Below are 25,026 nucleotides of genomic sequence, written 5' to 3'. Positions count from 1 at the left end.
TTCAGGACTCCTTACTGGTGGAGACGGTCTCCCGTTCACCCAGCACGCGCTGCGCACGTGGGGAGACCGGGACCTCCAGGTTGAGCGGCGGGACCGGGAAGCCCTCGGTGCCACCGATCCGGCCGGCGGCGTCGACGCCGTGCACGCCCGGGTCCTCGATGGCCTTGCGCTTGTCCGGCCAGAACATCCAGATGGCCAGCGCGACCAGGATCGGACCGCCGACGACGGCGAGCCGGGCCTGAACGGTCAGGTCGGAGCCCTGCACCACGCGGATCCCGGCGAGGGTCAGGATCCACAGCAGGCTGAGCGGGATCAGCACCTTCCAACCGAAGCGCATGAACTGGTCGTAGCGCAGCCGCGGCAGCGTGCCCCGCAGCCACACGAACACGAACAGGAGCAGCAGCACCTTGATCGTGAACCAGAGCAGCGGCCACCAACCCTGGTTGGCGCCGTCCCAGAGGCTGATCGGCCACGGTGCCCGCCAGCCGCCGAGGAACAGCGTCGTGGCCAGACCCGACACGGTCACCATGTTGATGTACTCGGCCAGGAAGAACAGCGCGAACTTCAGCGACGAGTACTCGGTGTGGAAACCGCCGACCAGTTCGGACTCGGCCTCGGGCAGGTCGAACGGCGCCCGGTTGGTCTCCCCGACCGCGGCGATCGCGTAGATCAGGAAGCTCGGGATGAGCAGGAACGCGTACCAGCCCGGCACCGTCAGGTCGAACCCGCCGAGCGTGAGCGTCTGCGTGTCCTTCTGCGCGTCGACGATCTGCGAGGTCGACATGGTGCCGGCGGTCATGAACACGGCCACGATGGAGAGCCCCATCGCGACCTCGTACGAGATCATCTGAGCGCTGGAGCGCAGGCCGCCGAGCAGCGGATAGGTCGAACCGGAGGCCCAGCCGCCCAGCACGATCCCGTAGATGCCCATCGAGGAGCAGGCCAGCACCAGCAGAACGGCCACCGGCACGTCGGTGAGCTGGATCGGCGTCTTCTCGCCGAACACCGACACCGTCGGCCCGAACGGGATCACCGCGAACGCCGTGAACGCGCACGTCGTGGAGATCACCGGAGCGATGAAGAAGACGGCCTTGTCGGCCATCTTCGGCATGATGTCTTCCTTGAACGCCAGCTTCAGCCCGTCGGCGAGCGACTGGAGCAGACCCGCCGGCCCGACCCGGTTGGGTCCGGGGCGCACCTGCATGCGGGCCACGACCCGCCGCTCGTACCAGATCGCGAAGAGCGTCATCAGGACCAGGAACACGAAGACCAGCAGGACCTTGGCGAGCACCAGCCACCAGACGTCCTGCCCGAACTGGGTCAGCTTGTCGTCCATCAGGACGTACCTCCTGCGGAGATCCGCACCGTCGCACCCGACGACACGCCGAGCGTGCGTCGCACCGTGGAGCCCGGCGAGTTCGTCGGCAGCCACACCACGCCGGGGGCCATCACGTCGACGACCGCCGCCGGCAGCGTTACCCGCCCGCGCTCGGTCGACACGTTCAGCGGCTCGCCGTCCGCGACACCGAGTGCCGCGGCCGTGGCCTTGCTGATCCGGGCCACCGGCGGCCGGGCCGTGCCGGCGAGGTACTCGTCGCCGTCCTGGAGCGCGCCGAGGTCGATGAGCTGGTGCCAGGTCGAGAGCACCGCCTCGCCCGTGCCGGGCTCGGCCACCCGTTCGGCGTCCACCGTGGGCGCGGCCGCGCGGGGCGCCCGGGTCTCGCCCAGTTCTCCGATCTGCTTGAGAACGGCGAGAGTGTCGGCCGTCCCGAGCTGGTAGCCCAGCTGTCGGGCCAGGGCGTCGAGCACGCGCGCGTCGGTCATCGCGGCGCTGCGCAGCACCGCGTCGAACGGCCGGACCCGGCCCTCCCAGTCGAGGTACGAGCCGGACTTCTCGACGGCCGGGGCGACGGGCAGCACCACGTCGGCCCGCCGCGACACGGCCGACAGCCGCAGTTCGAGGCTGACCAGGAAGCCGACCTTCTCCAGCGCCTCCTCGGCGGCGGCCGGATCGGGCAGGTCGTGCGGGTCGACGCCGGCGACGACCAGGCCCTTCAGCGCACCGGTGCGGGCGGCGTCGAGGATCTGCAGGGTGTCGCGACCCGGCCGCTCGGACAGGTCACCGACCTCAAGGCCCCACGCCGCACCGATCTCGCCGCGAGCGGCCGGTTCGACCAGCGAACGCCCACCCGGCAGCAGCGTCGGCAGGCAGCCCGCTTCGACGGCACCCCGGTCACCGGCCCGCCGCGGCACCCAGGCCAGCCGGGCACCGGTCTCGGCGGCCAGCCGCGCCGCGGCCGAGAGACCGCCGGGCGTCTCCGCGAGGCGTTCCCCCACGAAAAGCAGCGCACCCGGCTTGCTGAGCGCGGCCCGGACCTCGGCGGACTCGGCGAGGGCCGTGGCCTCCGCACCGGGGACGGTCGGGACCAGCGTGCCGGCCACCTTCTCCAGCCCTCGCGTGACGAACGGCGCGATCGACGTGACCCGCGTGCCCCGCTTGTTGGCGGCCTTGCGCAGCCGCAGGAAGAGGATCGGGCACTCCTCCTCCGCCTCCAGCCCGACCAGAACGACGTCCGGCGCGGCCTCGATGTCGGAGTAGGTGACCTGGAACTTCCCGGCGACCGAGGTCAGGAAGTCGGTCTCCTCCTGGGACAGCGGCCGCGAGCGGAAGTCGATGTCGTTGGTGCCGAGCACCACGCGGGCGAACTTCGCGTACGCGTAGGCGTCCTCGACGGTCAGCCGGCCGCCGGTCAGCACGCCGACGCCACCCTCGGTGCGGGCCTTGAGCAGCCCCTCCGCGGCGGCGTTCAGCGCCTCGGGCCAGCTCGCCTTGCGCAGCTCGCCGCTCTTGGGGTCGCGCACCATCGGCTCGGTGATCCGGTCGAACGCCGTCGCGTACTGGAACGCCCAGCGCCCCTTGTCGCAGTTCCACTCCTCGTTGACCTGCGGGTCGTCGCCGGCGAGCCGCCGCATGACCTTGCCCCGCCGGTGGTCGGTCCGCATCGAGCAGCCGGCCGCGCAGTGCTCACACGTGCTGGGCGAGGAGACCAGGTCGAACGGCCGCGCCCGGAACCGGTACTGCGCGCCGGTGAGCGCGCCGACCGGGCAGATCTGCACCGTGTTGCCCGAGAAGTAGGAGTTGAACGGCGCGTCGAGCAGGTTGGCGTCGATCGCGCCCTCCAGCCCGGTCTCGCCGACGACCTCCGCGGGGTCGACGTCGAGGCGGCCGCTGAACACGCCGATCTGCTCGTCGGCGCCGCGTTCCATCAGGTCGATGAACTTGTCCCCGGCGATCTCGTCGGAGAAGCGGGTGCACCGCTGGCACAGCACGCACCGCTCGCGGTCGAGCAGCACCTGGGAGGAAATGGGCACCGGCTTGGTGTACTCGCGCTTGTGCTCGTGGAACCGGGATTCCTCGCGGCCGTTGCTCAGCGCCTGGTTCTGCAGCGGGCACTCGCCACCCTTGTCGCACATGGGGCAGTCGAGCGGGTGATTGATCAGGAGGAACTCGAGAATGCCCTCCTGCGCCTTCTTCGCCACCTCGCTGGTCAGCTGGGTGCGCACCACCATCCCGTCGGCGACGGTCTGGGTGCAGGCGGCGGACGGCTTGCGCTGGCCCTCGATGTCGACCAGACACTGCCGGCAGGCACCCGCCGGGTCCAGCAGCGGGTGGTCGCAGAAGCGCGGGATGGCGATCCCGATCCGTTCCGCGACCCGGATCACCAGCTCGCCCTTGGCGGCCTCGACCTCGATGCCGTCGATGGTGAGCTTGACCGTGTCGACCTTCTTCGCAACTTCCGTCATCAGTGCGCCCCTACCAGCTCACCGGGCGAGAACATCGGCGCCTTGCGACCCTCGATGTAGTCCAGGTAGTCCTGCTTGAAGTACTTGATCGACGACGTCACCGGGCTGGTCGCGCCGTCGCCCAGGGCGCAGAACGAACGCCCGAGCAGGTTGTCGCACGCGTCGAGCAGGGTGTCGAGGTCGGCGTGGGTGCCCTGGCCCGACAGGATCCGGCGCAGGATGCCCTTCATCCAGTAGTTGCCCTCGCGGCAGGGAGTGCACTTGCCGCACGACTCGTGGTGGTAGAACTCGATCCACCGGTACGTCGCGTACACCGGGCAGTCCTGGTCGGAGAAGATCTGCACCGCGGCCGTGCCGAGCATGGTGCCGACGCCCATCATCCCCTCGAAGTCGAGCGGGGCGTCGAGGTGCTCGTCGGTCAGCAGCGGCGTGCTGGAGCCACCCGGCGTCCAGAACCGCAGGTTGTGCCCGGGCTTCATGCCGCCGCACAGCTCGATCAGCTGCCGGAGGGTGACCCCGAGCCCGCACTCGTACTGGCCCGGCTGCACCACCCGGCCCGATACGGAGAAGATCTTCGTGCCGGGCGACTTCTCGGTCCCCATCGTGCGGAACCACGCCGACCCGCCGAGCACGATGTACGGCACGGTGGCGATGGTCTCGACGTTGTTCACCACGGTCGGGCTGTTGTAGAGGCCGTGCGTCGCCGGGAACGGAGGCCGCAGCCGTGGCTGGCCCCGGTAGCCCTCCAGCGAGTCGAGCAGCGCCGTCTCCTCGCCGCAGATGTAGGCGCCGGCGCCGCTGTGCACCACCACGTCCAGGTCGAACCCGGAGCCGAGGATGTTGCGACCCAGGTAGCCGCGGGCCCGCGCGTCGTCGACCGCCTGCCGGAGCCGGCGCGCCGCGTGGATCGCCTCGCCGCGGATGTAGATCGCGGCGAAGTTGGCGCGGATGGCGTAGCTGGCGATGATCACGCCCTCGATGAGGGAGTGCGGGTCGGCCATCATCAGCGGCAGGTCCTGGCAGGTGCCGGGCTCACCCTCGTCGGCGTTGACCACGAGGTAGTGCGGCTTGCCGTCGTTCTGCGGGATGAAGCCCCACTTCATGCCGGTGGGGAAGCCGGCGCCGCCACGGCCGCGCAGGCCGGAGTCCTTGATCAGCTGGATCAGGTCGTCCGGGTGCGCCTTCAGCGCCTTCTTCAGGCCGGTGTACCCGTCGAGGCGCTCGTACACGCTGAGCTTCCAGGCGTCCGGCGACAGCCAGCGCTTGGTGAGCACCGGCGCGATCTTGGCCAGCGCCTCCTTGGAGGGAGTGGTCATGCGTTCTTCGCTCCCTTCGGGTCCTGGACGACCGGGCCGTCGCCGGCCGGCTTGCTGTCCGACGCGGCCTTCGGCGCGCTCGCCGGCTTCTCTGCCGGCTTCTGCTCACGGCTGCCGATCGGGGTGTCCGGGTCGAAGCCCGGGACCGAGATGCCGTACTGCTCGGCGACCCGGTTGCCGGCGAGGGTCGGCGCGCCGGCGGGGCCGTCGCCCATGACGCCGTCGCGCTCCTCGGAGAACCCGGCCAGCTGGCGGGACAGCTCCTTGAACGTGCACAGCCGCGCGCCCCGGCTGGGCTGCGGCCGTTCGCCGTTCTGCAACGCCTTGACCAGCGACATGGTCTTGTCGGCGTCCATCTCGTCGTAGAACTCGTAGTTGACCGTCACCACCGGCGCGTAGTCGCAGGCGGCGAGGCACTCGGCGTGCTCCAGCGTGATGTCGCCCTCGGGCGTGGTCTGGTTGTGCCCGACGCCCAGGTACTCCTTGAGCGTGTCGAAGATCTTGTCTCCGCCCGACACGCCGCACATCGTGTTGGTGCACACGCTCACGAGCCAGTCGCCGGTCGGCCGGCGCTTGTACATCGTGTAGAACGTCGCGACCGCGCTCACCTCGGCCTTGGTGATGCCGAGCAGCTCGGCGCAGAACGCCACGCCGTGCGGGGTCACGTAACCCTCCGCCGACTGCACCAGATGCAGCATCGGCAGCAGGGCGGAACGCTGCTTCCCCTCGGGGTAGCGCGCGATGATCTCCAGCGCGCTCTCCCGCAGGGCGGGGTCCAGCAGCGGATGGTTCTGAACTGACGTCATCGGTCGCAACCGCCCATCACGGGGTCGAGGGAGGCACCGCCGGCAATCACGTCGGCGAGGAGGCCACCTTCGGCCATCGCCGGAATGCACTGGAGGTTCACAAAGCTGGGTTCGCGGTAGTGCACCCGGTAGGGCCGGGTCCCACCGTCGGAGACGGCGTGCACGCCCAGTTCGCCGCGCGGGGCCTCGATGCCCACGTACACCTGGCCGGCCGGCACCCGGAAGCCCTCGGTGACCAGCTTGAAGTGGTGGATCAGGGCCTCCATGGACTGGCCCATGATGTGCGCGACGTGTTCGAGGGAGTTGCCCAGGCCGTCGGTGCCGAGCGCGAGCTGCGCCGGCCAGGCGATCTTGCGGTCGCCGACCATGATCGGGCCGGGCTCGAGCCGGTCGAGCGCCTGCTTGATGATCTTCAGGCTCTCCCGGATCTCGTTGAGCCGGACCTGGTACCGGCCCCAGACGTCCGCGTCCTTACTCGTGGGAACGTCGAACTCGTACGTCTCGTACCCGCAGTACGGCATCGTCTTGCGAAGGTCCCACGCGAGGCCGGCCGAGCGCAGCACCGGCCCGGTGACGCCCAGCGCGAGGCAGCCCGCCACGTCCAGCATCGCCACGCCCTGGGTGCGCGACTGCCAGATCGGGTTGCCGGACAGCAGCCGCTCGTACATGTCCACGAGGCCGGGCATGAAGTCGAGCAGCTGCTTGATCTTGTCGACCGCCGCGTCCGGCAGATCCTGGGCGAGGCCGCCCGGCCGGATGTACGCGTGGTTCATGCGCAGCCCGGAGGCGAGTTCGAAGATGTCGAGGATGAACTCCCGCTCCCGGAAGCCGTAGATCATCATCGACAGCGCGCCCAGCTCCATGCCCGTGGTGGCGAGCCACACCAGGTGCGAGGAGATGCGGTTGAGCTCCATCATCAGCACGCGGATCGTGTTGGTGCGCGCCGGGATCTGATCCTCGATGCCGAGCAGCTTCTCCACCGCGAGGCAGTAGGCCGTCTCGTTGAACATCGGCGCCAGGTAGTCCATGCGCGTCACGAACGTGGTGCCCTGCGTCCAGTTCCGGTACTCGAGGTTCTTCTCGATGCCGGTGTGCAGGTATCCGATGACGGTGCGGGCGTCGGTGACCGTCTCACCCTCGAGTTCGAGAACGAGGCGGAGCACGCCGTGCGTCGACGGGTGCTGCGGGCCCATGTTGACGACGATGCGTTCCTCGGCCCCGGCCTCGTCGACCACGGACTGCCAGTCGCCGCCGGTGACGGTGAAGACCCGCCCCTCGGTCGTCTCGCGGGATTCGGCGTAGTCGGTTTCGGTGCTCATGGTGTTCCCCGCTCAGTGGCCTGCGTCCACTCGCTCATTGGTACGACCTCCGCTGGTCCGGCGGTGGGATCTCAGCGCCCTTGTACTCGACCGGCACGCCGCCGAGCGGGTAGTCCTTGCGCTGCGGGTGGCCCTCCCAGTCGTCCGGCATCAGGATCCGGGTGAGTGCGGGGTGGCCGTCGAAGATGATCCCGAACATGTCGTAGGTCTCCCGCTCCTGCCAGTCGGCGGTCGGGTACACCTTCGTCACGCTGGGCAGGTGCGGCTCCTCCGGGCTGACCGCCGACTCCAGCCGGACCCGCCGGCGGAACGTCATCGAGGTCAGGTGGTAGGTGACGTGCAGCCGCCGGTCGTCGTGTCCCAGGTAGTCCACCCCGGAGACCGACGAACACAGCTCGAAGCGCAGGGCCGGGTCGTCCCGCATCGCCTGGCAGACCTCGGCGATCCGCTCCGGCTTGATGTGCAGGGTCAGCTCGCCGCGGTCCACGACGACCCGTTCGATCGCCTCGCCGAACTGCGGGTACGCCTCCTCCAGCGCGTCGACCACCTCGTCGAAGTAGCCGCCGTACGGCTTGGGCGAGCTGACCAGCGCCGAACGCCGGCGCACGAGGCCACCGAAGCCGGAGGTGTCACCCGTGCCGTGCACCCCGAACAGGCCGCGGCCCGCCTCGGTGGACGGCGGGAAGTCGGCCGGCGCACCGGTGACGGCACCGGCCGGGGTGGCGGCGACCGGGGTGGAACCCGGGGGGACGACCCCCTTGTCGCCGGTGCCCTCGGTCTCCTTCACCGCACCGGGGGCGGGCACCTCGGCGCTGACGGTGGGCTGCTGCGGCGCCGTCACAGTGCACCCCGCTCAGTGGCCGCCGCCGCCCGGTGGCAGCGGCTTCCCTCCGCTGCGCTCCGGTCCAGCCGCTGCCGCGGCGTCGTCCACACGCTCACGAGTTCCTCCGGGCCTGGGTTTCCATCCACTTCTCGATGCGCAGCTGCTCCTCACGCCCCTGGGCGGCGGCCTTCTCCCATGCGGCGCGCAGCTCCTTGTTGTGGCGGAAGCTCGACGGCATCGAGCCGGCCGGCACGACGGCCGGCTCGCGGGCTTCGAGCACCTTGCGGCGCTTGTCACCGAGCGGCTCGTCCATGATCTTGTCGTGCAGGCGCAGGATCGCGTCGATCAGCATCTCCGGCCGCGGCGGGCAGCCCGGGAGGTACATGTCGACGGGAACGATGTGATCGACGCCCTGCACGATCGCGTAGTTGTTGAACATGCCGCCGCTCGACGCGCAGACGCCCATCGAGAGCACCCACTTCGGGTCCGGCATCTGGTCGTAGATCTGGCGCAGCACCGGCGCCATCTTCTGGCTCACCCGGCCCGCCACGATCATCAGGTCGGCCTGGCGGGGGCTGGCCCGGAAGACCTCCATGCCGAAGCGCGCCAGGTCGTAGCGGGCGGCACCGGTGGCCATCATCTCGATGGCACAGCAGGCCAGCCCGAACGTCGCCGGCCAGAAGCTGGACTTGCGGGTCCAGTTGACCAGCTTCTCGACGGTGGTGAGCAGGATTCCGTTCGGGAGTTTCTCTTCGATACCCATGGCTCTAGTCCCAGTCCAGCCCGCCGCGCCGCCATACATAGGCGTAGGCGACGAACACGGTGATGATGAACAGCACCATCTCCACGAACCCGAACACTCCCAGCGCCTCGAACGAGACGGCCCACGGGTACAGGAAGATGATTTCAATGTCGAAAACAATGAACAGCATCGCGGTCAGGTAGAACTTGACCGGGAAGCGGCCGCCACCGATGGGCTGCGGCGTCGGTTCGATACCGCATTCGTACGCGTCGAGCTTGGCGCGGTTGTAGCGGCGCGGACCCACGAACGGCGCGATGGCGACGGAGAACAGCGCGAACCCGGCACCGAGCGCGAACAACCCGACGATGGGTATGTACGGGGACAGCGACACTGCCTGCTCCGTCCTATCCGAATCACCCGTATTACTTACTTGACACACTAAGCGCATACTTCAGGCGCCGCCCCGGCGGGTGCGTTTTTACGCTGCCGGGGCGATCCTGGTGAGAGCGTTGATCACGCGGTCCATGGCGTCGCCACCGCGCGGTTCACTGAGGTTGGCCAGCAGTTTGAGGACGAACTTCATCAGCATCGGGCGGGGCATGCCGTGCTGCGTGGCGATCTTCATGAGGTGCGGGTTCCCGATCACCTTCACGAACATGTTCCCGAGCCGGTAGTAGCCGCCGTAGCGCGCCTTGAGCTCGGTCGAGTAGTGCGCGAGCGCCCGCTCCCGGAGCGGACCGGCCGGACGGGACAACGCCTGAACGGCCACCTCGGCCGCCAGTGCGCCGGACTCCATCGCGTAGGCGATGCCCTCCCCGTTGAACGGGTTGACCATGCCGCCGCTGTCGCCGACCAGCAGTACGCCGCGGGAGTAGTGCGGCACCCGGTTGAACCCCATCGGCAGCGCCGCGCCCTGCGGGTCGCCGTCGGCGTTGGCCGGGTCGCTCAGCCCCCAGTCGTCCGGGGTGTTGGCCAACCAGTCGCCGAGCATGCGGCGGTAGTTGGTCTTGCCGAACGCGACACTGCTGTTGAGCACCCCCAACCCGACGTTGATGCGGCCGTCCCCGAGTCCGAAGATCCAACCGTAACCCGGGAGAAGGTTGTCGCCGCCCTCTTTGCTCCGCAGCTCCAACCAGGACTCGAGGTACTCGTCGTCGTGGCGGGACGGCGAGTGGAAGTACTGGCGGACCGCCACGCCCATGGGACGGTCCTCGCGCTTGTTGATACCGAGGTTGAGGGCGAACCGCGCGGAGACCCCGTCGGCGGCCAGCACCACCGGCGCCCGGAACTCCTTCGTCTCCCCCTCGTGCACGGCCGTCACGCCGACCACGCGCCCGGAGGCGTCGAGAATCGGCCCGGTGACGTTGTGCCCGGTCCGGAGGTTGGCGCCCGCCTCGACGGCCTTGTCGGCGAGCAACTGGTCGAAGTCCAGCCGGGTGCGGGTCAGCCCGTAGTTGGGAAAGCTCGCCAGGTCCGGCCAGTCGAGCTCCAGCCGCATGCCGCCGCCGATCACCCGGAGGCCCTTGTTCTGCAGCCAGCCGCCCTTGGGTGAGGTGTCGACGCCCATGCGAATGAGCTCCTTGACCGCCCGCGGGGTCAGCCCGTCGCCGCACACCTTCTCGCGCGGGAACTGCGTCTTCTCCAACACCAGCACCGACAGTCCGTGCTGGGCCATGTGGTACGCAGCAGTGGAGCCGCCCGGTCCGGCACCGACGACGATGACATCCGCATCGATCATCGCGGTCCTCCTCCCCGGTGCTCGTGAAAGTCTTCACAAGCTCCGGGGTGTCAGTCTAGGACCGATTGGTAAGTGCTGCTTTCTTAGGCAGCCCTAACCCCGCCCCGACCAGCCCCGCTCCGGCTGGAGGGCACTGATGATCGCGACCTTTTACGGAAACTGTCAGCAGATCTCACCTTTTCGTAAAGGTCGCGATCATGAGAGGGCTCGACGGAGGGTGGCGACCGAAGTTCAGCCTCGGTGGGGTAACCACACGATGTCCACAGTCGACGGTGAGCTGTGGATAACCGAGCAAGTTATCCACAATCTGTGGACAGCGGCAGGGGAAAACCCTCGCCACCTGCGCACCCGCGCCTGTGGATAACCCCTCAGCGGTACGCGCGGTGCAGCGCCACCACACCGCCGGTGAGGTTCCGCCACGCCGCCCGCTGCCATCCGGCCGCCGTGATCCGTTCGGCCAGGGCTCGCTGGTCGGGCCATGCCCGGATGGACTCGGCGAGGTACACGTACGCGTCGGGGTTGCTGGACACCTTGCGGGCAACGGCCGGCAGCGCACCCATCAGGTACCGCAGGTACACGGCCCGGAACGGCGTCACCACCGGGTGGCTGAACTCGCAGATGACCATGCGCCCACCGGGCCTGGTGACCCGCGCCATCTCGTGCAGCGCCGCGTCGAGGTCGGAGATGTTCCGCAGCCCGAACGAGATCGTGACGGCGTCGAAGCTCGCGTCGGCGACGGGCAGCGCCAGGGCGTCACCGGCGACGAGCGGCACCGACGGACGCACGCGGCGGCCGGCGGAGAGCATGCCGATCGAGAAGTCCACGCCGACCGCGTACGCGCCGGAGCGGGCCAGTTCCTCGGTGGAGACGCCGGTGCCCGCGGCCAGGTCGAGCACGCGCTCACCGGGCTTGAGGTCAAGCGCCTCGCGGGTCAGCCGCCGCCAGCTGCGATCCTGCCCGAACGCCAGGATCGTGTTGGTGCGGTCGTACTTCTCGGCGACGCCGTCGAACATCTGCGCGACCTCGCGCGGATCGCGGTCGAGGCCGGCCCTGGTTCCCGTCACGCCGACCAAGATATCCGGCCGGCGTGACACGTCTTCGCGACGGCTCAGCCTCAGTTGTCCTCGGAGGGCGTCACCAGCATCACCTTGCGGCGCCGCGTGGTCAGGAACAGCACCACGCCGAGCGCCACCACCGCCGCGCCGACGCCGCCGATGATCATGGCGTTGACGCCGGTGATGGGCAGGCCGGGGTTGCCGGGGTTGCCCGGGCCACCGCCGGTGGTCACCGTGATCGTGACCTTCGCGCTGTTGTTCTTCGGTTCGGGATCCGCGTTGGAACCGCTGATCGTGGCAACGCCGTCGCCGCCGACCGTGGCGTTCTGAATCTTGAACGCGAAGCCGCCCTCGTCGCTGTCACCGGCGTCGAGTTCGCCCTCGCAGGTGGCCGTCTTGCCGGCCTGGTCGATCGCGCACCCACCCGGGGCGCCGGTGAGCTGGGTACCGCTCGGCGCCGTCACCTTGACGACCGTCTCGGGCGACGCCGCCTTGCCGTTGTTCGTGACCTTCACGGCGACGGTGACCGTGGCGCCGACGGCGCCGCTGGCCGAGCCCGCGGTGATCGCCAGGTCGGAGTAGTTGGGGCCGGTGTGCACGCTGAAGCGGCCGAAGTTGTCCGTCGGGTCGGCCTCGGCCTTGCGCACCAGGCCCGCCTTGCTGACCCGGAACGACTTACCGGTGTCCCCCACGCTGTCCAGCTCCACCGGGTCGACCGGCGCCTCGTCCGGCCCGAGCGCGCCACCGGCGACGATGCCGTTGGTGAGCGCGGCCGGCCCGGGGGCCTTCTCCGACACCGTCACCTTGAACGGCGTCAGCGGCAGCACCGTCACCAGCGGATCCACCGCGTCCGGCGACATGCACGCCGCCACGGTCTTCATCGGGTTGTACACGCAGCCCGGCACCGTGTTGGCGAACGTCACGTACCGCGGCAGGCTCACCGCGTAGAAGACGCCCACGGCCGGCGCGGTGCCCCAGTTGATCAGCGAGATGTTGAGCTCGACGGTCTCACCCGGCGGCACCGGCGCCTTGGTGTCGAGGTCGGCGTAGACGTCGGCGAGCGTCACCTGCATGTCGACGGCGAGCGGCGACACCTTCAGCGGCACGGTCGACTTCTTGTTGTTCGCGGGGTTGCTGTCCGGCGTGTCCGACTCGACGGAGACGCTGACCGAACCGGCGTCGACCACCCCGGCGCCTTCGGCGTTGACGGAGGTCACGGTGAGCACGCTGAACGGCGGGAGGTTCTCGCCCGGCGCCAGCCCGCCGACGCGACACACGGCCTTGGTGCCGGTGGCCACGCAGCCGTTGTCGTCGGGCAGCACGACCTCGACCTCGCTGGCGTCGATGTCGTGCAGTTCGATGGTGACGCGGATGTTCGTGGCGGGGGCCGGGCCGTTGTTGCTCAGCTGCAGCCAGAAGGGCTTGGTGGCGGTGCGCACCACCGACTCGCCGGCGACCCGGAACTCCAGGTCCGCGGAGCCCGCCGGAGCGGCCTGCGCCGGCACGGCCGCCAGCAGGAGCGCCGCCCCCGTCGTGAACGCGGCGGCGGAAGCGCCGATCCGGTGAACCAACCGCGGCAGCCTCATGACTCTCCCCGGAGCATGCGAGAGGAAGGGAACCGCGGCAACTTATCTATTGCTTAAGCGAATGCACCAGACCCAATGCGAAGCCGTTACAGATACCACGTCCACAGTGGACAATGCGTCAAAGGCGAACTACTTAGCGTCGATGAGCGGCAGGGAACGGCCGGCCCCGCCACCCGGCAGCGCGATCGACGAGAAGTGCGAGACGACCCGTTCGTCCTTGGGGTCGTCCTGCGGCGTCCAGTGCACGGCGAGCCGGTTGTACAGGGTGTCGCGCTGCGCGGGGATCCGGTCGGCCGTGCGGATCAGGCCGATCAGCTCGTGCAGGTTGGAACGGTGCCGCGCGCCCGCGGAGGAGATGACGTTCTCCTCGAGCATGATCGAACCCAGGTCGTCGACGCCCATGTGCAGGGAGAGCTGACCGATGTCCTTGCCGGTGGTCAGCCACGAGGCCTGCAGGTGCGGCACGGTCTCGAAGAAGAGCCGCGCCACCGCGACGAGCCGCAGGTACTCCAGGCCGGTCGCCTGCGTGCGCCCCTTCAGGTGGTTGTTCTCCGGCTGGTAGGTCCACGGGATGAACGACCGGAAGCCCTTGGTGCGGTCCTGCACGTCACGGATCATGCGCAGGTGCTCGATGCGTTCGGCCGCGGTCTCGCCGGTGCCCATCATCATCGTGGCGGTCGACTCCACGCCGAGCGTGTGCGCGACCTCCATGACCTCCAGCCAGCGCGCCCCGGACTCCTTGAGCGGGGCGATGGCCTTGCGCGGGCGTTCCGGCAGCATCTCCGCGCCGGCGCCCGCGATGGAGTCCAGGCCCGCGGCCTTGATCCGCTTGATCGCGTCCTCGATGGAGACAGCTGAGACCTTGGCCATGTGGAGGATCTCGCTCGGCCCGATCGAGTGGATGACCAGTTGGGGGAACGCCTTCTTCACGGCGCCGAACAGGTTCTCGTAGTACTCGACGCCGTACTGCGGGTGGTGGCCGCCCTGGAGCATGACCTGCGTGGCGCCCAGCTCGACGGCCTCGGCGCAGCGGCGCAGGATCTCCTCGGTGTCGTGCGTCCAACCCTCGGCGTGCTTCGGCGCCCGGTAGAACGCGCAGAACTTGCACGCCGTCACGCAGACGTTCGTGTAGTTGATGTTGCGGTCGATCAGGTAGGTGACCACGTTGTCCGGGTAACGCCGGCGGCGCACCGCGTCTGCCGCCTCGCCCAGCGGGTGCAGCGGCGCCTCGGTGTAGAGCAGCAGCGCCTCTTCCGGCGTGATGCGCCCGCCGTCGGCCGCGCGTTGCAGTATGTCGCTGATCACCCGGGTCTCGGTCACGTTCCGAGCGTAACCGCACCACTAGGATCTTGAACGTGACCGACATCGCGTACCGCCGGCTGGGCCGCTCCGGACTGGTCGTGTCCGCGGTCGGCGTGGGCTGCAACACGTTCGGGCGCAAGATCGGCGATGCCGAGGCGACCGAGGTCGTACGAACGGCGCTCGACCTGGGCGTCACCCTGTTCGACACGGCCGACTCGTACGGCGAGCAGAGCCGCAACTCCGAGGAGATCCTCGGTGCCGCGCTCGGGAAGCGGCGCGACGAGGCCGTGATCGCGACGAAGTTCGGGATGGGCCTCGGTGGCCGTCTCGGAGCGGACCACGGGGCACGCGGCTCGCGGCGCTACATCGCGCGCGCCGTCGAGTCCTCGCTGCGCCGGCTCGGCACCGACCACATCGACCTGTATCAGTACCACGCACCGGACGGCATGACGCCGGTCGAGGAGACCCTGGCCGCGCTCGACGACGTGGTGCGCGCCGGCAAGGTTCGCTACATCGGGCACTCGAACTTCGCCGCCTGGCAGGTCGCCGACGCCGACTGGATCGCGCGCGACCGGAGGCTGACGCCGTTCGTCAGCGCGCAGAACCACTACAGCCTGCTGACCCGCACGGCCGAGAAGGAACTCATCCCCGCCCTGGAACGCTTCGGGCTCGGGCTGCTCCCGTACTTGCCGCTGGAGAGCGGGCTGCTCACCGGCAAGTACACCGAGGGGATGGACGCCCCCGCGGGCTCCCGGCTGGCGGAGCCGCGGCTGGCGCATCGGCTGGCGGGTGCGGACTGGGCGCGGATCGACGCGCTGAAGACGTTCGCCCGGGATCGTGATCTGTCGCTTTTGGACGTGGCGATCGGCGGGCTTGCCGCGCGACCGGCGGTGACCAGCGTCATCGCCGGTGCGACCAGCCCCGACCAGGTCCGCGCCAACGCGGCGGCCGGGTCGTGGCGCCCGACGGACTCCGACCGCCGGGCGCTGGACGAGATCCTGGGTTAGCGGCGGTCGAGGCCGACGCCGAGGCCGATCAGGGCGACGCCCAGGAAGATGTGCAGACCGTTGTCGGCGCCGTTGAGCGCGATGATGTTGAGCGGGGTGTCGCCGGTGAGCATCAGCCCCACGAGGCCGAGCAGCAGGTAGACGGCGCCGATCGTCACGTTGGTAGCCTTGGCGATCCGGCCGCCCGCCACCGCCGCGCCGATCATGACCGCGCCGACCGCGATGTGCACGACGTTGTGCAGGACGTTCACCTGGAACAGGCCGAGCAGCGCGCCGCCCTCGTGGCCCACCGCCGTGTGCTCGCCCGAGACGGTGAACCCGAGAAGGCCCACCAGCACGAACACCGCACCGGCGGCGAACGCGACGATCGTGTTGAAACTGGTGCCGGCACGGGTGCCGGTCGTGGACTGGTACGTGGCCATTTCATCCTCCGCGCAGAATCGGCTTCTGACTCCTATTCGCTGCCGTGACCTGCGCGGACGGGTCTAGCTGAGGGATAGCGTACGAATAAGTTGGGTCAGGTCGGGTTGCTGGGCACCGCCCGGCTTCTCCACCGTCACGCCGAACGTGTCGGCCGACCCGAGGCCCCGCACGATCATGGCGCCGGCCGTGACGCCGTTGCCGACGATGCCCTGCGATTGCGCCTGGTTGCCGGTGATCAGCCACAGTTGATACGTCTTGTCGCCGACGTCCGGCATGCCGCCGAGCATGGCCACCGCCGCGTCCTGCGAACGGGACATGACCAGCGTGACCGAGCCGCCGTCCCGGCCGGGGCCGGTGAGCACCCGCGCGTCCGGCGCGGCCAGCACGCGCTGCATGTCCGAGGCGTTGCGGCGTTCCGCGGCGAGCTGGTCGCGGGCATCGCGCACGCGCGCCTCCGACACGGCCCAGGTGCCGGCGCCGACCGCGATCGCGGCGACCGCCGCCGCCACGGACACCGCCGCGTACCGGCGCCAGCGGGTCACCTGCGCCGCCTGCGAACGCGACACCCGCGCCGCCTGCCCGTTGGTGAGCTGCGGCGTCTGCGAGATCTGCCGCAGCACCTCGGCGCGCAGGCCGGGCGGGGGCGGCGTCGCCGACTCGTCCGCCAGCCGCGCGACGGTCGCCTGCAGTTCGCGCACCTCCTGCGCACACGTGTCGCATTCGCGCAGGTGCCGTTCGAACGTGGCGCGTTCGATGTCGTCGACCGAGTCCAGGGCGTAGGCCCCGCTCAGCGCGTGTATGTCGCTCATCGTCATGCTCTTCCACCCCTGAACAGACCCGTGCGAGTCATGCCGTCACCCCCAGGCAGTCGCGGAGCCGGATCAGCCCGTCACGCATCCGCGTCTTGATGGTCGGCAGCGGCGTGTCGAGCAGTTCGGAGACCTCGCGGTAGGTGTGCCCGTTGAAGTAGGCGAGCAGAATCGACTCGCGCTGCAGTTCGGTGAGTCCGTTGAGGCAGCGGCGCACCTGCTGGCGTTCGATGCGGCTGGTGGCCTGCTCGACGACCTCGTCGTACGGCGTCTCCACCGTGGCGACCTTGCGCATGCGCGCGGTGCTCGCCTGCTCGCTGCGGACCCGGTCGACGGCGCGCCGGTGCGCGATGGTGAGCAGCCACGACAGCGCGGAACCGCGGGCGGTGTCGAAGCGGGTCGCCGTGCGCCACACCTCCACCATCGCCTCCTGGGTCACCTCCTCCGCCATGGCCGGATCCCGGACCACGCGCAGCGCGAGCCCGTAGACCCGCGGTGCCACCTGGTCGTACAGCGTGGTGAAGGCCGCCTGGTCACCCCTGGCGACGCGGCGCAGCAGCTCATCGGGGCCGCCGCTCGGATCCTCGGGGACCGGCTGCAGCGGGCGGGTCACGGGTCTCGGCATGCCGGTGGTTCGTGGCGGACCGCCGTCCGGATGGCTCATCGATCCCCGACTTTCTGGAGAAGCCTCACATGTCGAAGTCGACCACGACCGCGTCGGTCAACGGAACGGCCTGGCAGGTGAGAATGTCGCCCCTGGCCACCTCGTCCGGCTCCAGCGCGAAGTTGCTCACCATGTCGACGCCGCCGTCGACCAGCCGGGCCCGGCAGGTGGAGCACACCCCGCCCTTGCACGCGTAGGGCAGCTCGGGGCGCACCCGCAGCGCGGCGTCGAGAACGCGTTCGTCGCGGGCCATCCGAACCGTGGAGGTGCGGCCGTCCAGGCGGATCGTCACCTCGGTCGTGGCCCCCTGCGGTGCGGCCGGCCGGGGGCGCGCCACGACGGCCTCCTCGGCGTGGAACAGCTCCACGTGCACCTTCGCGGCCCGCCCGCCGAGCGTGTCCCGAGCGGCCGTGACCAGCCCGTACGGCCCGCAGAGGAACCACTCGTCGACGCCGTCCGGGTCGACCAGCTCGTCGACGATGCGGCGCAGGCGGTGGGTGTCGAGCCGGCCGGAGAGCAGTTCGGTGTCGCGCTGCTCGCGGGAGAACGCGTAGACCAGGTGCAGCCGCTGCGGATAGCGGTCCTTGAGGTCGGCCAACTCCTCGGTGAACATGGCGCTGCGCGCCGTGCGGTTGCCGTACACCACGGTGAACCGGCTGCGCGGCTCCACGGCGAGCGCGGTCGACGCCAGGGAGAGCACCGGCGTGATCCCCGAACCGGCGGCCACGGCCCCGTAGCGCCGCACCCGCCCCGGGTCGAACGCCGTCGTGAAGCTCCCCAACGGCGGCAGCACCAGCACGGTGTCGCCGGCGCGCAGGTCCTTGGCGGCGAACGTGCTGAACACCCCGCCCGGCACCTGACGCACACCGATGCGGAGCCGGCCGTGCGTGGCCAGTTCGCCCGGAGTGGAGCAGATCGAGTACGAACGCCGCACCTCCGGCCGCTGCCGGCGCACGGTCACGTGCTGCCCGGCCGCGAACGCGAACGTCTCCCGCAGCGCGGCCGGCACGGCGAACTCGACGGCGACCGCGTCCTCCGCGACCGGCTCGACCCCGGACACGGTGAGCGCGTGGAACGTGGGCCTTCGGGTGGCTGTCACAGACATGTTAGTGCGCCTTCACCAGGTCGAACGGCTCGCCGCAGCCGCGGCACCGCCACAACGCCTTGCACGCCGTCGACCCGAACCGCGACAGCTCGGTCGTGTCGGGCGAGCCGCACAGCGGGCAGCGCACGCTCAGCGCGAGCGCGACCGCACCACCCCGCCGGGCCGGTGGCGGCGCGATGCCGGCGGACGCCAACTTGGCCCGCCCGGACTCGGTGATCCAGTCGGTGGTCCACGCCGGGGAGAGCACCGTGCGCACCTCCGCGTCCGGGTGCCCTGCCTCCGCCGCGGCGGCGCGCACGTCGGCGCGGATCGCGTCCATCGCCGGACAGCCGTTGTACGTCGGCGTGATCGTCACGACCAGCCGATCGGCCGGCCCGAGGTCGACGCCGCGCAGGATGCCCAGCTCCTCGATGGTCAGCACCGGCACCTCCGGGTCCGGCACGGCCGACACCGCCGCGACCGCCCGCTCCAGCGCGGCCTCCGGATCCGCCCGGCCCACCCCGTTCACCAGGTCACCCCCGGATGCGCGCGGTGCAGCGACTGCATCTCCTCCAGCAGCGCGGCCAGGTGCGGCGTGTGCCGCCCGGCCCGCCCGCCGGTCGGCGGATCCGCCGGGTCCGCGGGCCGTTCCAGCGTCGCGTCGGCGAGGGCGCCGTCCACGATCTCCAGCCACGCCGCCCGATTTTCGACAAGCTCCAGGGTGAACGGCCAGAGCCCCGCGACAGCCGCCGTCATCCGACGCCGCGACTCGGGGGTCCCGTCGCCGAGCCGCTTCGTCCACAGGCGCGCATGGTCGAGGTGATACGCCGACTCCTTGACGGCCCGCGCCGCGATCTCCGCGAGCCGCGGGTCCGGCCCGGCGGCCAGTTCGCCGTAGCGCAGCCATTGGTGGGCGGAGAGGAACAGCAGGCGGGTGATCGCCCACGCGAAGTCCTCGTCGGGCAGCTCGACCAGCAGGCAGTTGCGGAACTCGTCCGGCCCCCGCAGGTACGCGAGCGCGTCCTCGTCCCGGCCGGCGCCCTCCAGCTCCCCGGCGTAGGTGAGCAACAGGCGCGCGGCCCCGAGCTGGTCCAGCGCGATGTTGGCCAGCGCGATGTCCTCCTCGAGGTCGTGCGCGCGCGAACACCACCACGCCAGCCGCTGCGCGGCGACCAGCGCGTCGTCGGCGAGCGCGAGCACGTCGGTCATAGGTGCGGCGCCCCTTCCGGCACCTCGTAGAACGTCGGATGCCGGTACACCTTGTCGGCGGCCGGGTCGAAGAAGGCGTCCTTCTCGTCCGGCGAACTGGCGGTGATGGACTCGGCGGGCACCACCCAGATGGAGACGCCCTCCTGACGGCGGGTGTACACGTCGCGGGCGTTGCGCAGCGCCATTTCCGGGTCGGGCGCGTGCAGGCTGCCGACGTGCGTGTGGGACAGCCCCCGCCGCGGCCGGACGAACACCTCGAAGAGCATCACGCCACCGCCTTCTACTTGGCGGCGTGCGCGGCGGCCGCCTCGCGCACCCAGGAGCCGTTGTCGTGCGCGGCACGGCGGTGCGCCATGCGCTGCGCGTTGCACGGGCCGTCGCCCTTGACCACCCGCATCAGCTCGTCGAAGTCGGGCGGGGTGAAGTCGTGGTGCCCGCGCTCCTCGCTCCAGCGCAGGTCGGGGTCGGGCAGCGTGAGGCCGAGCACCTCGGCCTGCGGCACGCACATGTCCACGAACCGCTGCCGCAGCTCGTCGTTGGAGAAGCGCTTGACGCCCCACTTCATCGACTGCGCGGAGTGCGTCGACTCGCCGTCCGGCGGCCCGAACATCGCCAGCGACGGGTACCACCACCGGTCGACGGCGTCCTGGGCCATCTCCCGCTGGGCCGGCGAGCCGTGCGCCAAAGTGTGCAGCAGCTCGTAGCCCTGCCGCTGGTGGAACGACTCCTCCTTGCAGATGCGGATCATCGCCCGCGCGTAGGGCCCGTAGGAGCAGCGGCACAGCGGCACCTGGTTGACGATCGCGGCGCCGTCGACGAGCCAGCCGATCACGCCGATGTCGGCCCAGGTCAGGGTCGGGTAGTTGAAGATGGAGGAGTACTTCTGACGGCCGGTCAGCAGCAGTCCCTCCAGCTCGTCGCGGCTGACCCCGAGGGTCTCCGCGGCGGCGTAGAGGTACAGCCCGTGGCCCGCCTCGTCCTGCACCTTTGCCAGCAGGATGGCCTTGCGCCGCAGCGACGGGGCCCGACTGATCCAGGCTCCCTCCGGCTGCATGCCGATGATCTCGGAGTGCGCGTGCTGCGCGATCTGGCGGACGAGGCCGGCGCGGTAGGCGTCGGGCATCTCGTCGCGCGGCTCGATCCGCTGGTCGGCAGCGATCAGCGCGTCGAAGGAACGGGTCGCGGTGATGCCGGTCACCCCAAAAGTGTTACAGCATTCGGCCGAACCCGCAATGAGGTGTAACAGGGGTTCCTTTTGCGCCATTTGCGCGTTGAACCCTCGTGCGTATTCGGGGGACGCCATTCGTGACGGCGGTGATCATGAGTGCCGCGGCGATGTTCTTCGTACCCGAGGCGATCGATCGGACCGGGCATCGCCTGCCGGAGCCGCTGCCCAGCCCGCCGCCGGCACTCGTCGCTCCGGAGCACGCCGCACCACCGGCCCAGGTCGCCGCGCCCGAACGGCCACCGGCCCCACCGGCACAGGCACCGGCGGTTCGCGCGAAGGCGGGCACCGCGAGGACCCTGCGCTCCGGGCCGGTGAACCTGACCGTGAGCGGGTTCTGGTCCTGGGGAATGATCGACCGGCGCACCGGTGAGCAGGCCGGCTCCCCCAACGCGACCGCGCGTTCGGACACCGCCTCGATGGTCAAACCGTGGATCGCCGCCGACTTCGTGCGCCGCGCCGCCGAGGCCGACAAGCCGGTCACCGCCGAACAGCGCAAAGAGCTCAGCCAGATGATCCGCGACAGCGTCAACGAGATCGCCACCACGTACCACGGGCTCAACGGCGGCATCGGCTCGATCCAGCGCATGATCGCCATCTGCGGGCTCACCGACAGCCGGGTCAACGACTCCGGTTCGTGGAGCACCACCGAGATCTCCGCGCGCGACGGCGCACGGCTGGCCACCTGCCTCGCCGACGGCCGCGCCGCCGGACCCGAGTGGACCGCGTGGCTGATGGCGGAGATGCGCGGCGTGCGCGGCGTCGGGCGCTTCGGGATCGTGCAGGCGTTCCCGACCGACGTGGCCAAGACGGTGGCGTTCAAGAACGGCTGGATCCCGCGCGACGACGGCAAGTGGCACATCTCGTGCCTGGCCGTCACGCCGGAATGGGCGCTGTCCGTGCTGGTCGTCTACCCGTCGAACCTGGGCCGCACCTACGGCGCCAACGTGTGCAAGCAGGTCGCCGTGCAGCTGGGCGCCGTCAGCTGAACAGGAGGGGCCCGTTCGGCGGCAGGGCCGGCACCGCACCCCGGTCGGCCGCCCGGCGCGCGAACTCCCGCAGGCCGGCGAGTTGACGTTCCCCCATCGAAAAATCGAGAACCCGGAAGTAGGCGGCGAGCGTCTCCGCGTCGAACGGCTCCCATCGGGCCGCGGCGGCCGCGGCCTCGTCGAGCTCGGCGAGGCACAGCTCGCGCGAGCGCAGGAACGCGTCGTGCACGTCCTTGACCCGCCCCGGGTGCTCGGCGGCGTAGTCCTTGCGCACCGCCCACGTCGCGAAGACCATCGGCAGCCCGGTCCACGCCCGCCAGGCCGCCCCGAGGTCCGTGACGTAGAGCCCCTGCCCGGGGGCGTCGAGCACGGCGCGCAGCGCCACGTCCCCGATCAGGACCGCGGCGTCCGCCTCCAGCAGCATCGTCGTCACGTCCGGCGGACACCGGAAGTATTTCGGGTGAACGCCGAACGCGTCGGCCAGCAGCATCCGGGCCAGCAGCGCGCCCGTCCGCGAGGTCGACCCGAGGGCCACCTTCCGCCCGTCGAGATCGGCGAGCGGCCGCGTCGACAGGATGATCACGGACTGCACCGGCCCGTCGCTCCCGACCGCCAGGTCCGGCAGGAGCAGCAGGTCGTCGGCGTTGCGCAGGTACTCGACGAGCGAGATCGGGCCGATGTCCAACGCACCCGACACGAGCGCCTCGTTGAGCCGGTCCGGGGTGTCCTTGTACAGGTCCACGTCGAGCAGCGCGCCCGAGCGCATGAGCCCCCAGTAGATCGGCAGACAGTTCAGGAACTGGATGTGCCCCACCCGGGGCCGGTGCGCGATCACCCCACCATGGTGCCCGCACGTGCGGGGGTCATGCCGGCGACCTCGCTCACGTGCGGCACACCTCTCAGGTTCCGCAGCACCGGTACGCCCGCGACGGCCACCATGGCGATCGCCGCGAGGCCGGCGACGGCGATGGTCCGGCGGGTGCTCAGCACGTCGAGCAGCGGCCCGGCGAGGGCGAGCCCGCCGGCCATCGCCCCGTTGACCGCGCTCGTGTAGATGCCCAGCGCCCGCCCGCGGCCGGCGGCCGGCACGCGCCCCGCGATGATCAGGTTGGCGACGGTGTTCATCGCCCCGTTGAACAGGCCACCGACCAGGCAAACCGCGATCAGCCACCAGACCGTCGGCACCGCGGCGACGGCGAGGTTCGAGGCGCCGAGGCCGCCCAGGATGATCACGATCCCGACGACGAGCCGCCGCTGCGTGCCGACGAACCGGACCACCGCCCACGCGCCGACCAGCATGGATCCGGTCCACGCGGTCTCCACGACGCCGAACATCGCCATCGAGGCGCCGAGCGTGTCCCGCACGAAGAACACGTAGGCGACGTTCACCACGCCGACCGCGAGAACGGCGACGGCGGTGGCCGCGAAGACGCCCGTGAGGACCGGATCCTCGCGCAGCCGCCAGCTCCGGTCGGTCTTCTTCCGGGGATGGCCCGCCCGGTTGCGCCGGGTGCGGATCAGCAGTCCCGCGGCGACGACCGCCAGGTAGGAGGCGGCGTCGATGAGCAACGGCACCCGCAGGCCCACCGCACCGACGAGCACACCGGCGAGCGCCGGCCCGACGAGAATGCCGACCGTCGAGGCGGTCTGGTTGAGGGCGACGGCCTTCGGCAGGTTCGCGGCGTCGACCATGTCCGGCAGCAACGCCCCGAACGTCGGCTGCGTCACCGCCAACCCGACCGAAAGAAGTGCGGCCAGCGCCACGAGCACCACCGGCGACGACACGAACGCCATCGCCGCACAGCAGGCCGCCTGTGCCAGCCCGACCGAGGTCAACACCACCCGGCTGTCGAACCGGTCGGCGATCCGCCCCCCGATCGGGGCGAACACGATCATCGGCACTACGGCCGCCAGCATCAGCGCGGAGATCGTGTACCCGTCGGCGCCTCGGTCCTGCAGGGCCAGGAGCAGGGCGTTCGCGGCCAGGAAGTCACCGGCGACGGAGATGCCCCGCGCGCCGGTGGAGAGCCAGACGTCCCGCCAGTCGTCGCTCTTCTCCACGGCAGGGTCGTTCGGAGATGTGAAGCGCATACTTCGAAGTATCTGCTTCACATCTCTCGGGCGCAACAGCTGGCTCAGCCCTCCGGGATGCTCCGGTACACGATCTCCACCCGGCGCGCACCCGCCGGCGGGTCCTTGCGCACCCGGCGGGCGAACGGCTCCAGCAGCGCCGTGACCTGCTTGTTCAGCTCCGCCAGCTCCTCGGCGGTGATCACCAACGAGGCCGAGTTGATGTTCGCGGCCTCGTACCACTCCGGCGTCTCGGTGTGCCAGCGCGCCAACCACGCCCGCGCTCGGGCCTCGTCCCGACTGATCAGCAGCGCGATCAGTTCCTGCTCGGCGAGCTGCGTCTCGGCGTCCGCGTCCGGCCCCGTGGCGATCTCGAGCCCCGGCCCGCCGACGGCCTGCCACAGCCGCTCCCGGCCGTCCCCCCGCCCCGGCGCCTGCTCGACCAGGCCCGCCTTGGCCAGTGCGCGCAGGTGGTAACTCGTCGCGCTCGGCGACAACCCGGTCAGCTCGGCGAAGCCCGTCGCGGTGCCGGCGCCGCCGGCGTGCAGTTCGCCCAGGATCGCGATCCGGGCCGGATGAGCGAGGGCGCGAAGGGTGCGGGCGTCACTGATGCGGGTGCGTTGGACGGTCTCGTTCTCCACCCACCCAGCCTCCCACCCCGACTCAGGCCACCTTGAGCTGCTCGTCGCCGAAATCCGCGATCAACTTGAGCGTCCCGCCGAGCGCCTCGATGTAGCGGCTCAGCACCTCTTGCGTCGAGACATTGCCCGCCTCGATCTGCGACACCCGCGCCACCGAGACACCCATCCTGGTCGCGACCTGCTCCTGGGTCATCTCGCGCCGCTTCCGGAGCTCAGCCAGACGCCAGCCGCGAGCCTCGTCGAGCATCCCGCCGACCGCAGCGTCGAACGCCTCCCGGCCGCCGGCCGTCTCGATCGCGCGATCCAGGTGATCGGTGTCCCGCCACCGCTTAACCCCGCCCTCCCACTCCACAGCACCACCTCCGACTTAACAATATTCTTAACCCATCGACCGTCGCGCGCAACGGCGTTAAT

General features: G+C 70.4%; 25 protein-coding genes and 1 pseudogene. 2 read left to right on the top strand and 24 right to left on the bottom strand.

Going from position 1 to position 25,026, the window contains the following annotated elements:
- Position 1: 1 nt before the first annotated feature.
- The 12 genes from nuoH to mqnC form a co-directional block, all read right to left on the bottom strand.
- Positions 2-1,336, bottom strand: coding sequence for an NADH-quinone oxidoreductase subunit NuoH (gene nuoH / locus Val02_RS21085; protein WP_203900838.1), 1,335 nt, complete (start codon positions 1,334-1,336; stop codon positions 2-4).
- Complete coding sequence (locus Val02_RS21080) at positions 1,336-3,804, bottom strand: NADH-quinone oxidoreductase subunit G (RefSeq protein ID WP_203900837.1); 2,469 nt, start codon at positions 3,802-3,804, stop codon at positions 1,336-1,338. Before Val02_RS21080 ends, nuoH begins: the two co-directional genes overlap by 1 nt.
- Positions 3,804-5,120, bottom strand: a complete 1,317-nt coding sequence (nuoF, locus tag Val02_RS21075; RefSeq protein ID WP_203900836.1) for an NADH-quinone oxidoreductase subunit NuoF — start codon at positions 5,118-5,120, stop codon at positions 3,804-3,806. The genes Val02_RS21080 and nuoF overlap by 1 nt, the downstream gene beginning before the upstream one ends.
- Positions 5,117-5,926, bottom strand: coding sequence for an NADH-quinone oxidoreductase subunit NuoE (gene nuoE / locus Val02_RS21070; RefSeq protein WP_203900835.1), 810 nt, complete (start codon positions 5,924-5,926; stop codon positions 5,117-5,119). The genes nuoF and nuoE overlap by 4 nt, the downstream gene beginning before the upstream one ends.
- Complete coding sequence (locus tag Val02_RS21065) at positions 5,923-7,245, bottom strand: NADH-quinone oxidoreductase subunit D (protein ID WP_203900834.1); 1,323 nt, start codon at positions 7,243-7,245, stop codon at positions 5,923-5,925. The genes nuoE and Val02_RS21065 overlap by 4 nt, the downstream gene beginning before the upstream one ends.
- 34 nt (positions 7,246-7,279) lie before the next feature.
- On the bottom strand, positions 7,280-8,032 hold the full coding sequence (locus tag Val02_RS21060; RefSeq protein WP_203900911.1) for an NADH-quinone oxidoreductase subunit C: 753 nt from the start codon (positions 8,030-8,032) through the stop codon (positions 7,280-7,282).
- A 148-nt stretch (positions 8,033-8,180) separates the two neighbouring features.
- Complete coding sequence (locus tag Val02_RS21055; protein ID WP_203900833.1) at positions 8,181-8,831, bottom strand: NuoB/complex I 20 kDa subunit family protein; 651 nt, start codon at positions 8,829-8,831, stop codon at positions 8,181-8,183.
- 4 nt (positions 8,832-8,835) lie between these two features.
- Entirely contained in the window at positions 8,836-9,201 is a 366-nt protein-coding gene (locus Val02_RS21050) for an NADH-quinone oxidoreductase subunit A (RefSeq protein ID WP_444545999.1), read from the bottom strand.
- 87 nt (positions 9,202-9,288) lie between these two features.
- Positions 9,289-10,548, bottom strand: coding sequence for a geranylgeranyl reductase family protein (locus Val02_RS21045; protein WP_203900832.1), 1,260 nt, complete (start codon positions 10,546-10,548; stop codon positions 9,289-9,291).
- A gap of 368 nt (positions 10,549-10,916) precedes the next feature.
- Positions 10,917-11,612 carry a demethylmenaquinone methyltransferase gene (locus tag Val02_RS21040; RefSeq protein WP_373317921.1) on the bottom strand — a complete coding sequence of 232 codons (696 nt, stop codon included), beginning with the start codon at positions 11,610-11,612 and terminating at the stop codon, positions 10,917-10,919.
- Between the two features lie 50 nt (positions 11,613-11,662).
- Entirely contained in the window at positions 11,663-13,189 is a 1,527-nt protein-coding gene (locus Val02_RS21035) for a COG1361 family protein (RefSeq protein WP_203900831.1), read from the bottom strand.
- A gap of 129 nt (positions 13,190-13,318) precedes the next feature.
- A complete protein-coding gene (mqnC, locus tag Val02_RS21030; protein WP_203900830.1) occupies positions 13,319-14,509 on the bottom strand; it encodes a cyclic dehypoxanthinyl futalosine synthase in 1,191 nt (396 codons plus the stop codon).
- A gap of 35 nt (positions 14,510-14,544) precedes the next feature.
- Between mqnC and Val02_RS21025 the strand changes: the two genes are divergently transcribed.
- Positions 14,545-15,498 (top strand): aldo/keto reductase, encoded by a 954-nt coding sequence (locus Val02_RS21025; protein WP_373317920.1) that lies wholly within the window; start codon positions 14,545-14,547, stop codon positions 15,496-15,498.
- Here the strand turns inward: Val02_RS21025 and Val02_RS21020 are convergent.
- From Val02_RS21020 to paaA, 8 genes and pseudogenes are all read right to left on the bottom strand, one after another.
- The gene (locus Val02_RS21020) at positions 15,495-15,920 is read right to left on the bottom strand and encodes a DUF4383 domain-containing protein (protein ID WP_203900829.1); all 426 of its coding nucleotides are present in this window, start codon (positions 15,918-15,920) and stop codon (positions 15,495-15,497) included. The genes Val02_RS21025 and Val02_RS21020 overlap by 4 nt on opposite strands.
- Positions 15,921-15,983: 63 nt before the next feature.
- A complete protein-coding gene (locus Val02_RS21015) occupies positions 15,984-16,730 on the bottom strand; it encodes an anti-sigma factor (protein ID WP_203900828.1) in 747 nt (248 codons plus the stop codon).
- A gap of 37 nt (positions 16,731-16,767) precedes the next feature.
- Positions 16,768-17,355, bottom strand: a complete 588-nt coding sequence (gene sigK, locus Val02_RS21010; RefSeq protein WP_203900827.1) for an ECF RNA polymerase sigma factor SigK — start codon at positions 17,353-17,355, stop codon at positions 16,768-16,770.
- A 64-nt stretch (positions 17,356-17,419) separates the two neighbouring features.
- The gene (gene paaE, locus Val02_RS21005; protein ID WP_203900826.1) at positions 17,420-18,499 is read right to left on the bottom strand and encodes a 1,2-phenylacetyl-CoA epoxidase subunit PaaE; all 1,080 of its coding nucleotides are present in this window, start codon (positions 18,497-18,499) and stop codon (positions 17,420-17,422) included.
- Between the two features lies 1 nt (position 18,500).
- Positions 18,501-18,971 (bottom strand): 1,2-phenylacetyl-CoA epoxidase subunit PaaD, encoded by a 471-nt coding sequence (gene paaD / locus Val02_RS21000; RefSeq protein ID WP_203900907.1) that lies wholly within the window; start codon positions 18,969-18,971, stop codon positions 18,501-18,503.
- Between the two features lie 32 nt (positions 18,972-19,003).
- Positions 19,004-19,687 carry a 1,2-phenylacetyl-CoA epoxidase subunit PaaC gene (gene paaC, locus Val02_RS20995; RefSeq protein ID WP_203900825.1) on the bottom strand — a complete coding sequence of 228 codons (684 nt, stop codon included), beginning with the start codon at positions 19,685-19,687 and terminating at the stop codon, positions 19,004-19,006.
- Positions 19,684-19,953: a 1,2-phenylacetyl-CoA epoxidase subunit PaaB gene (gene paaB, locus Val02_RS20990; RefSeq protein ID WP_203900906.1), complete on the bottom strand. Its 270-nt coding sequence runs from the start codon at positions 19,951-19,953 to the stop codon at positions 19,684-19,686. The genes paaC and paaB overlap by 4 nt, the downstream gene beginning before the upstream one ends.
- 14 nt (positions 19,954-19,967) lie before the next feature.
- Positions 19,968-20,852 (bottom strand): annotated as a pseudogene (paaA, locus tag Val02_RS20985) (1,2-phenylacetyl-CoA epoxidase subunit PaaA); the annotation flags it as partial.
- Positions 20,853-20,992: 140 nt separating this feature from the next.
- Here paaA and Val02_RS20980 point away from each other — a divergent pair.
- Positions 20,993-21,901 (top strand): hypothetical protein, encoded by a 909-nt coding sequence (locus Val02_RS20980; protein ID WP_203900823.1) that lies wholly within the window; start codon positions 20,993-20,995, stop codon positions 21,899-21,901.
- On the opposite strand, the gene Val02_RS20975 is transcribed toward Val02_RS20980, so the two are convergent.
- Genes Val02_RS20975 through Val02_RS20960 form a run of 4 tightly spaced genes read right to left on the bottom strand, consistent with a single transcriptional unit; the run spans position 21,894 to position 24,964 of the window.
- The gene (locus tag Val02_RS20975) at positions 21,894-22,736 is read right to left on the bottom strand and encodes a menaquinone biosynthetic enzyme MqnA/MqnD family protein (protein WP_203900822.1); all 843 of its coding nucleotides are present in this window, start codon (positions 22,734-22,736) and stop codon (positions 21,894-21,896) included. The genes Val02_RS20980 and Val02_RS20975 overlap by 8 nt on opposite strands.
- Positions 22,733-23,992: an MFS transporter gene (locus tag Val02_RS20970; protein ID WP_203900821.1), complete on the bottom strand. Its 1,260-nt coding sequence runs from the start codon at positions 23,990-23,992 to the stop codon at positions 22,733-22,735. Before Val02_RS20970 ends, Val02_RS20975 begins: the two co-directional genes overlap by 4 nt.
- Before the next feature lie 44 nt (positions 23,993-24,036).
- Positions 24,037-24,612 carry an ArsR/SmtB family transcription factor gene (locus Val02_RS20965; protein ID WP_203900820.1) on the bottom strand — a complete coding sequence of 192 codons (576 nt, stop codon included), beginning with the start codon at positions 24,610-24,612 and terminating at the stop codon, positions 24,037-24,039.
- A 22-nt stretch (positions 24,613-24,634) separates the two neighbouring features.
- A complete protein-coding gene (locus Val02_RS20960) occupies positions 24,635-24,964 on the bottom strand; it encodes a helix-turn-helix domain-containing protein (protein ID WP_203900819.1) in 330 nt (109 codons plus the stop codon).
- Positions 24,965-25,026 lie beyond the last annotated feature (62 nt).

Origin of the sequence: Virgisporangium aliadipatigenens, assembly GCF_016863615.1 — a bacterium.
Lineage (GTDB): Bacteria > Actinomycetota > Actinomycetes > Mycobacteriales > Micromonosporaceae > Virgisporangium > Virgisporangium aliadipatigenens.
This window is presented reverse-complemented; position numbering and strand designations above follow the sequence as displayed.

What these genes read in the sequence shown, in the direction of transcription:
- sigK (WP_203900827.1), bottom strand. Translation starts at nt 17,355, where the DNA reads ATGCCGAGACCCGTGACCCGCCCGCTGCAGCCGGTCCCCGAGGATCCG.
- paaE (WP_203900826.1), bottom strand. Translation starts at nt 18,499, where the DNA reads ATGTCTGTGACAGCCACCCGAAGGCCCACGTTCCACGCGCTCACCGTG.
- Val02_RS21045 (WP_203900832.1), bottom strand. Translation starts at nt 10,548, where the DNA reads ATGATCGATGCGGATGTCATCGTCGTCGGTGCCGGACCGGGCGGCTCC.
- paaB (WP_203900906.1), bottom strand. Translation starts at nt 19,953, where the DNA reads ATGCTCTTCGAGGTGTTCGTCCGGCCGCGGCGGGGGCTGTCCCACACG.
- Val02_RS21065 (WP_203900834.1), bottom strand. Translation starts at nt 7,245, where the DNA reads ATGAGCACCGAAACCGACTACGCCGAATCCCGCGAGACGACCGAGGGG.
- Val02_RS21035 (WP_203900831.1), bottom strand. Translation starts at nt 13,189, where the DNA reads ATGAGGCTGCCGCGGTTGGTTCACCGGATCGGCGCTTCCGCCGCCGCG.
- Val02_RS21055 (WP_203900833.1), bottom strand. Translation starts at nt 8,831, where the DNA reads ATGGGTATCGAAGAGAAACTCCCGAACGGAATCCTGCTCACCACCGTC.
- nuoF (WP_203900836.1), bottom strand. Translation starts at nt 5,120, where the DNA reads ATGACCACTCCCTCCAAGGAGGCGCTGGCCAAGATCGCGCCGGTGCTC.
- Val02_RS20970 (WP_203900821.1), bottom strand. Translation starts at nt 23,992, where the DNA reads ATGCGCTTCACATCTCCGAACGACCCTGCCGTGGAGAAGAGCGACGAC.
- nuoE (WP_203900835.1), bottom strand. Translation starts at nt 5,926, where the DNA reads ATGACGTCAGTTCAGAACCATCCGCTGCTGGACCCCGCCCTGCGGGAG.
- Val02_RS21080 (WP_203900837.1), bottom strand. Translation starts at nt 3,804, where the DNA reads ATGACGGAAGTTGCGAAGAAGGTCGACACGGTCAAGCTCACCATCGAC.
- Val02_RS21015 (WP_203900828.1), bottom strand. Translation starts at nt 16,730, where the DNA reads ATGAGCGACATACACGCGCTGAGCGGGGCCTACGCCCTGGACTCGGTC.
- paaC (WP_203900825.1), bottom strand. Translation starts at nt 19,687, where the DNA reads ATGACCGACGTGCTCGCGCTCGCCGACGACGCGCTGGTCGCCGCGCAG.
- nuoH (WP_203900838.1), bottom strand. Translation starts at nt 1,336, where the DNA reads ATGGACGACAAGCTGACCCAGTTCGGGCAGGACGTCTGGTGGCTGGTG.
- Val02_RS21020 (WP_203900829.1), bottom strand. Translation starts at nt 15,920, where the DNA reads ATGGCCACGTACCAGTCCACGACCGGCACCCGTGCCGGCACCAGTTTC.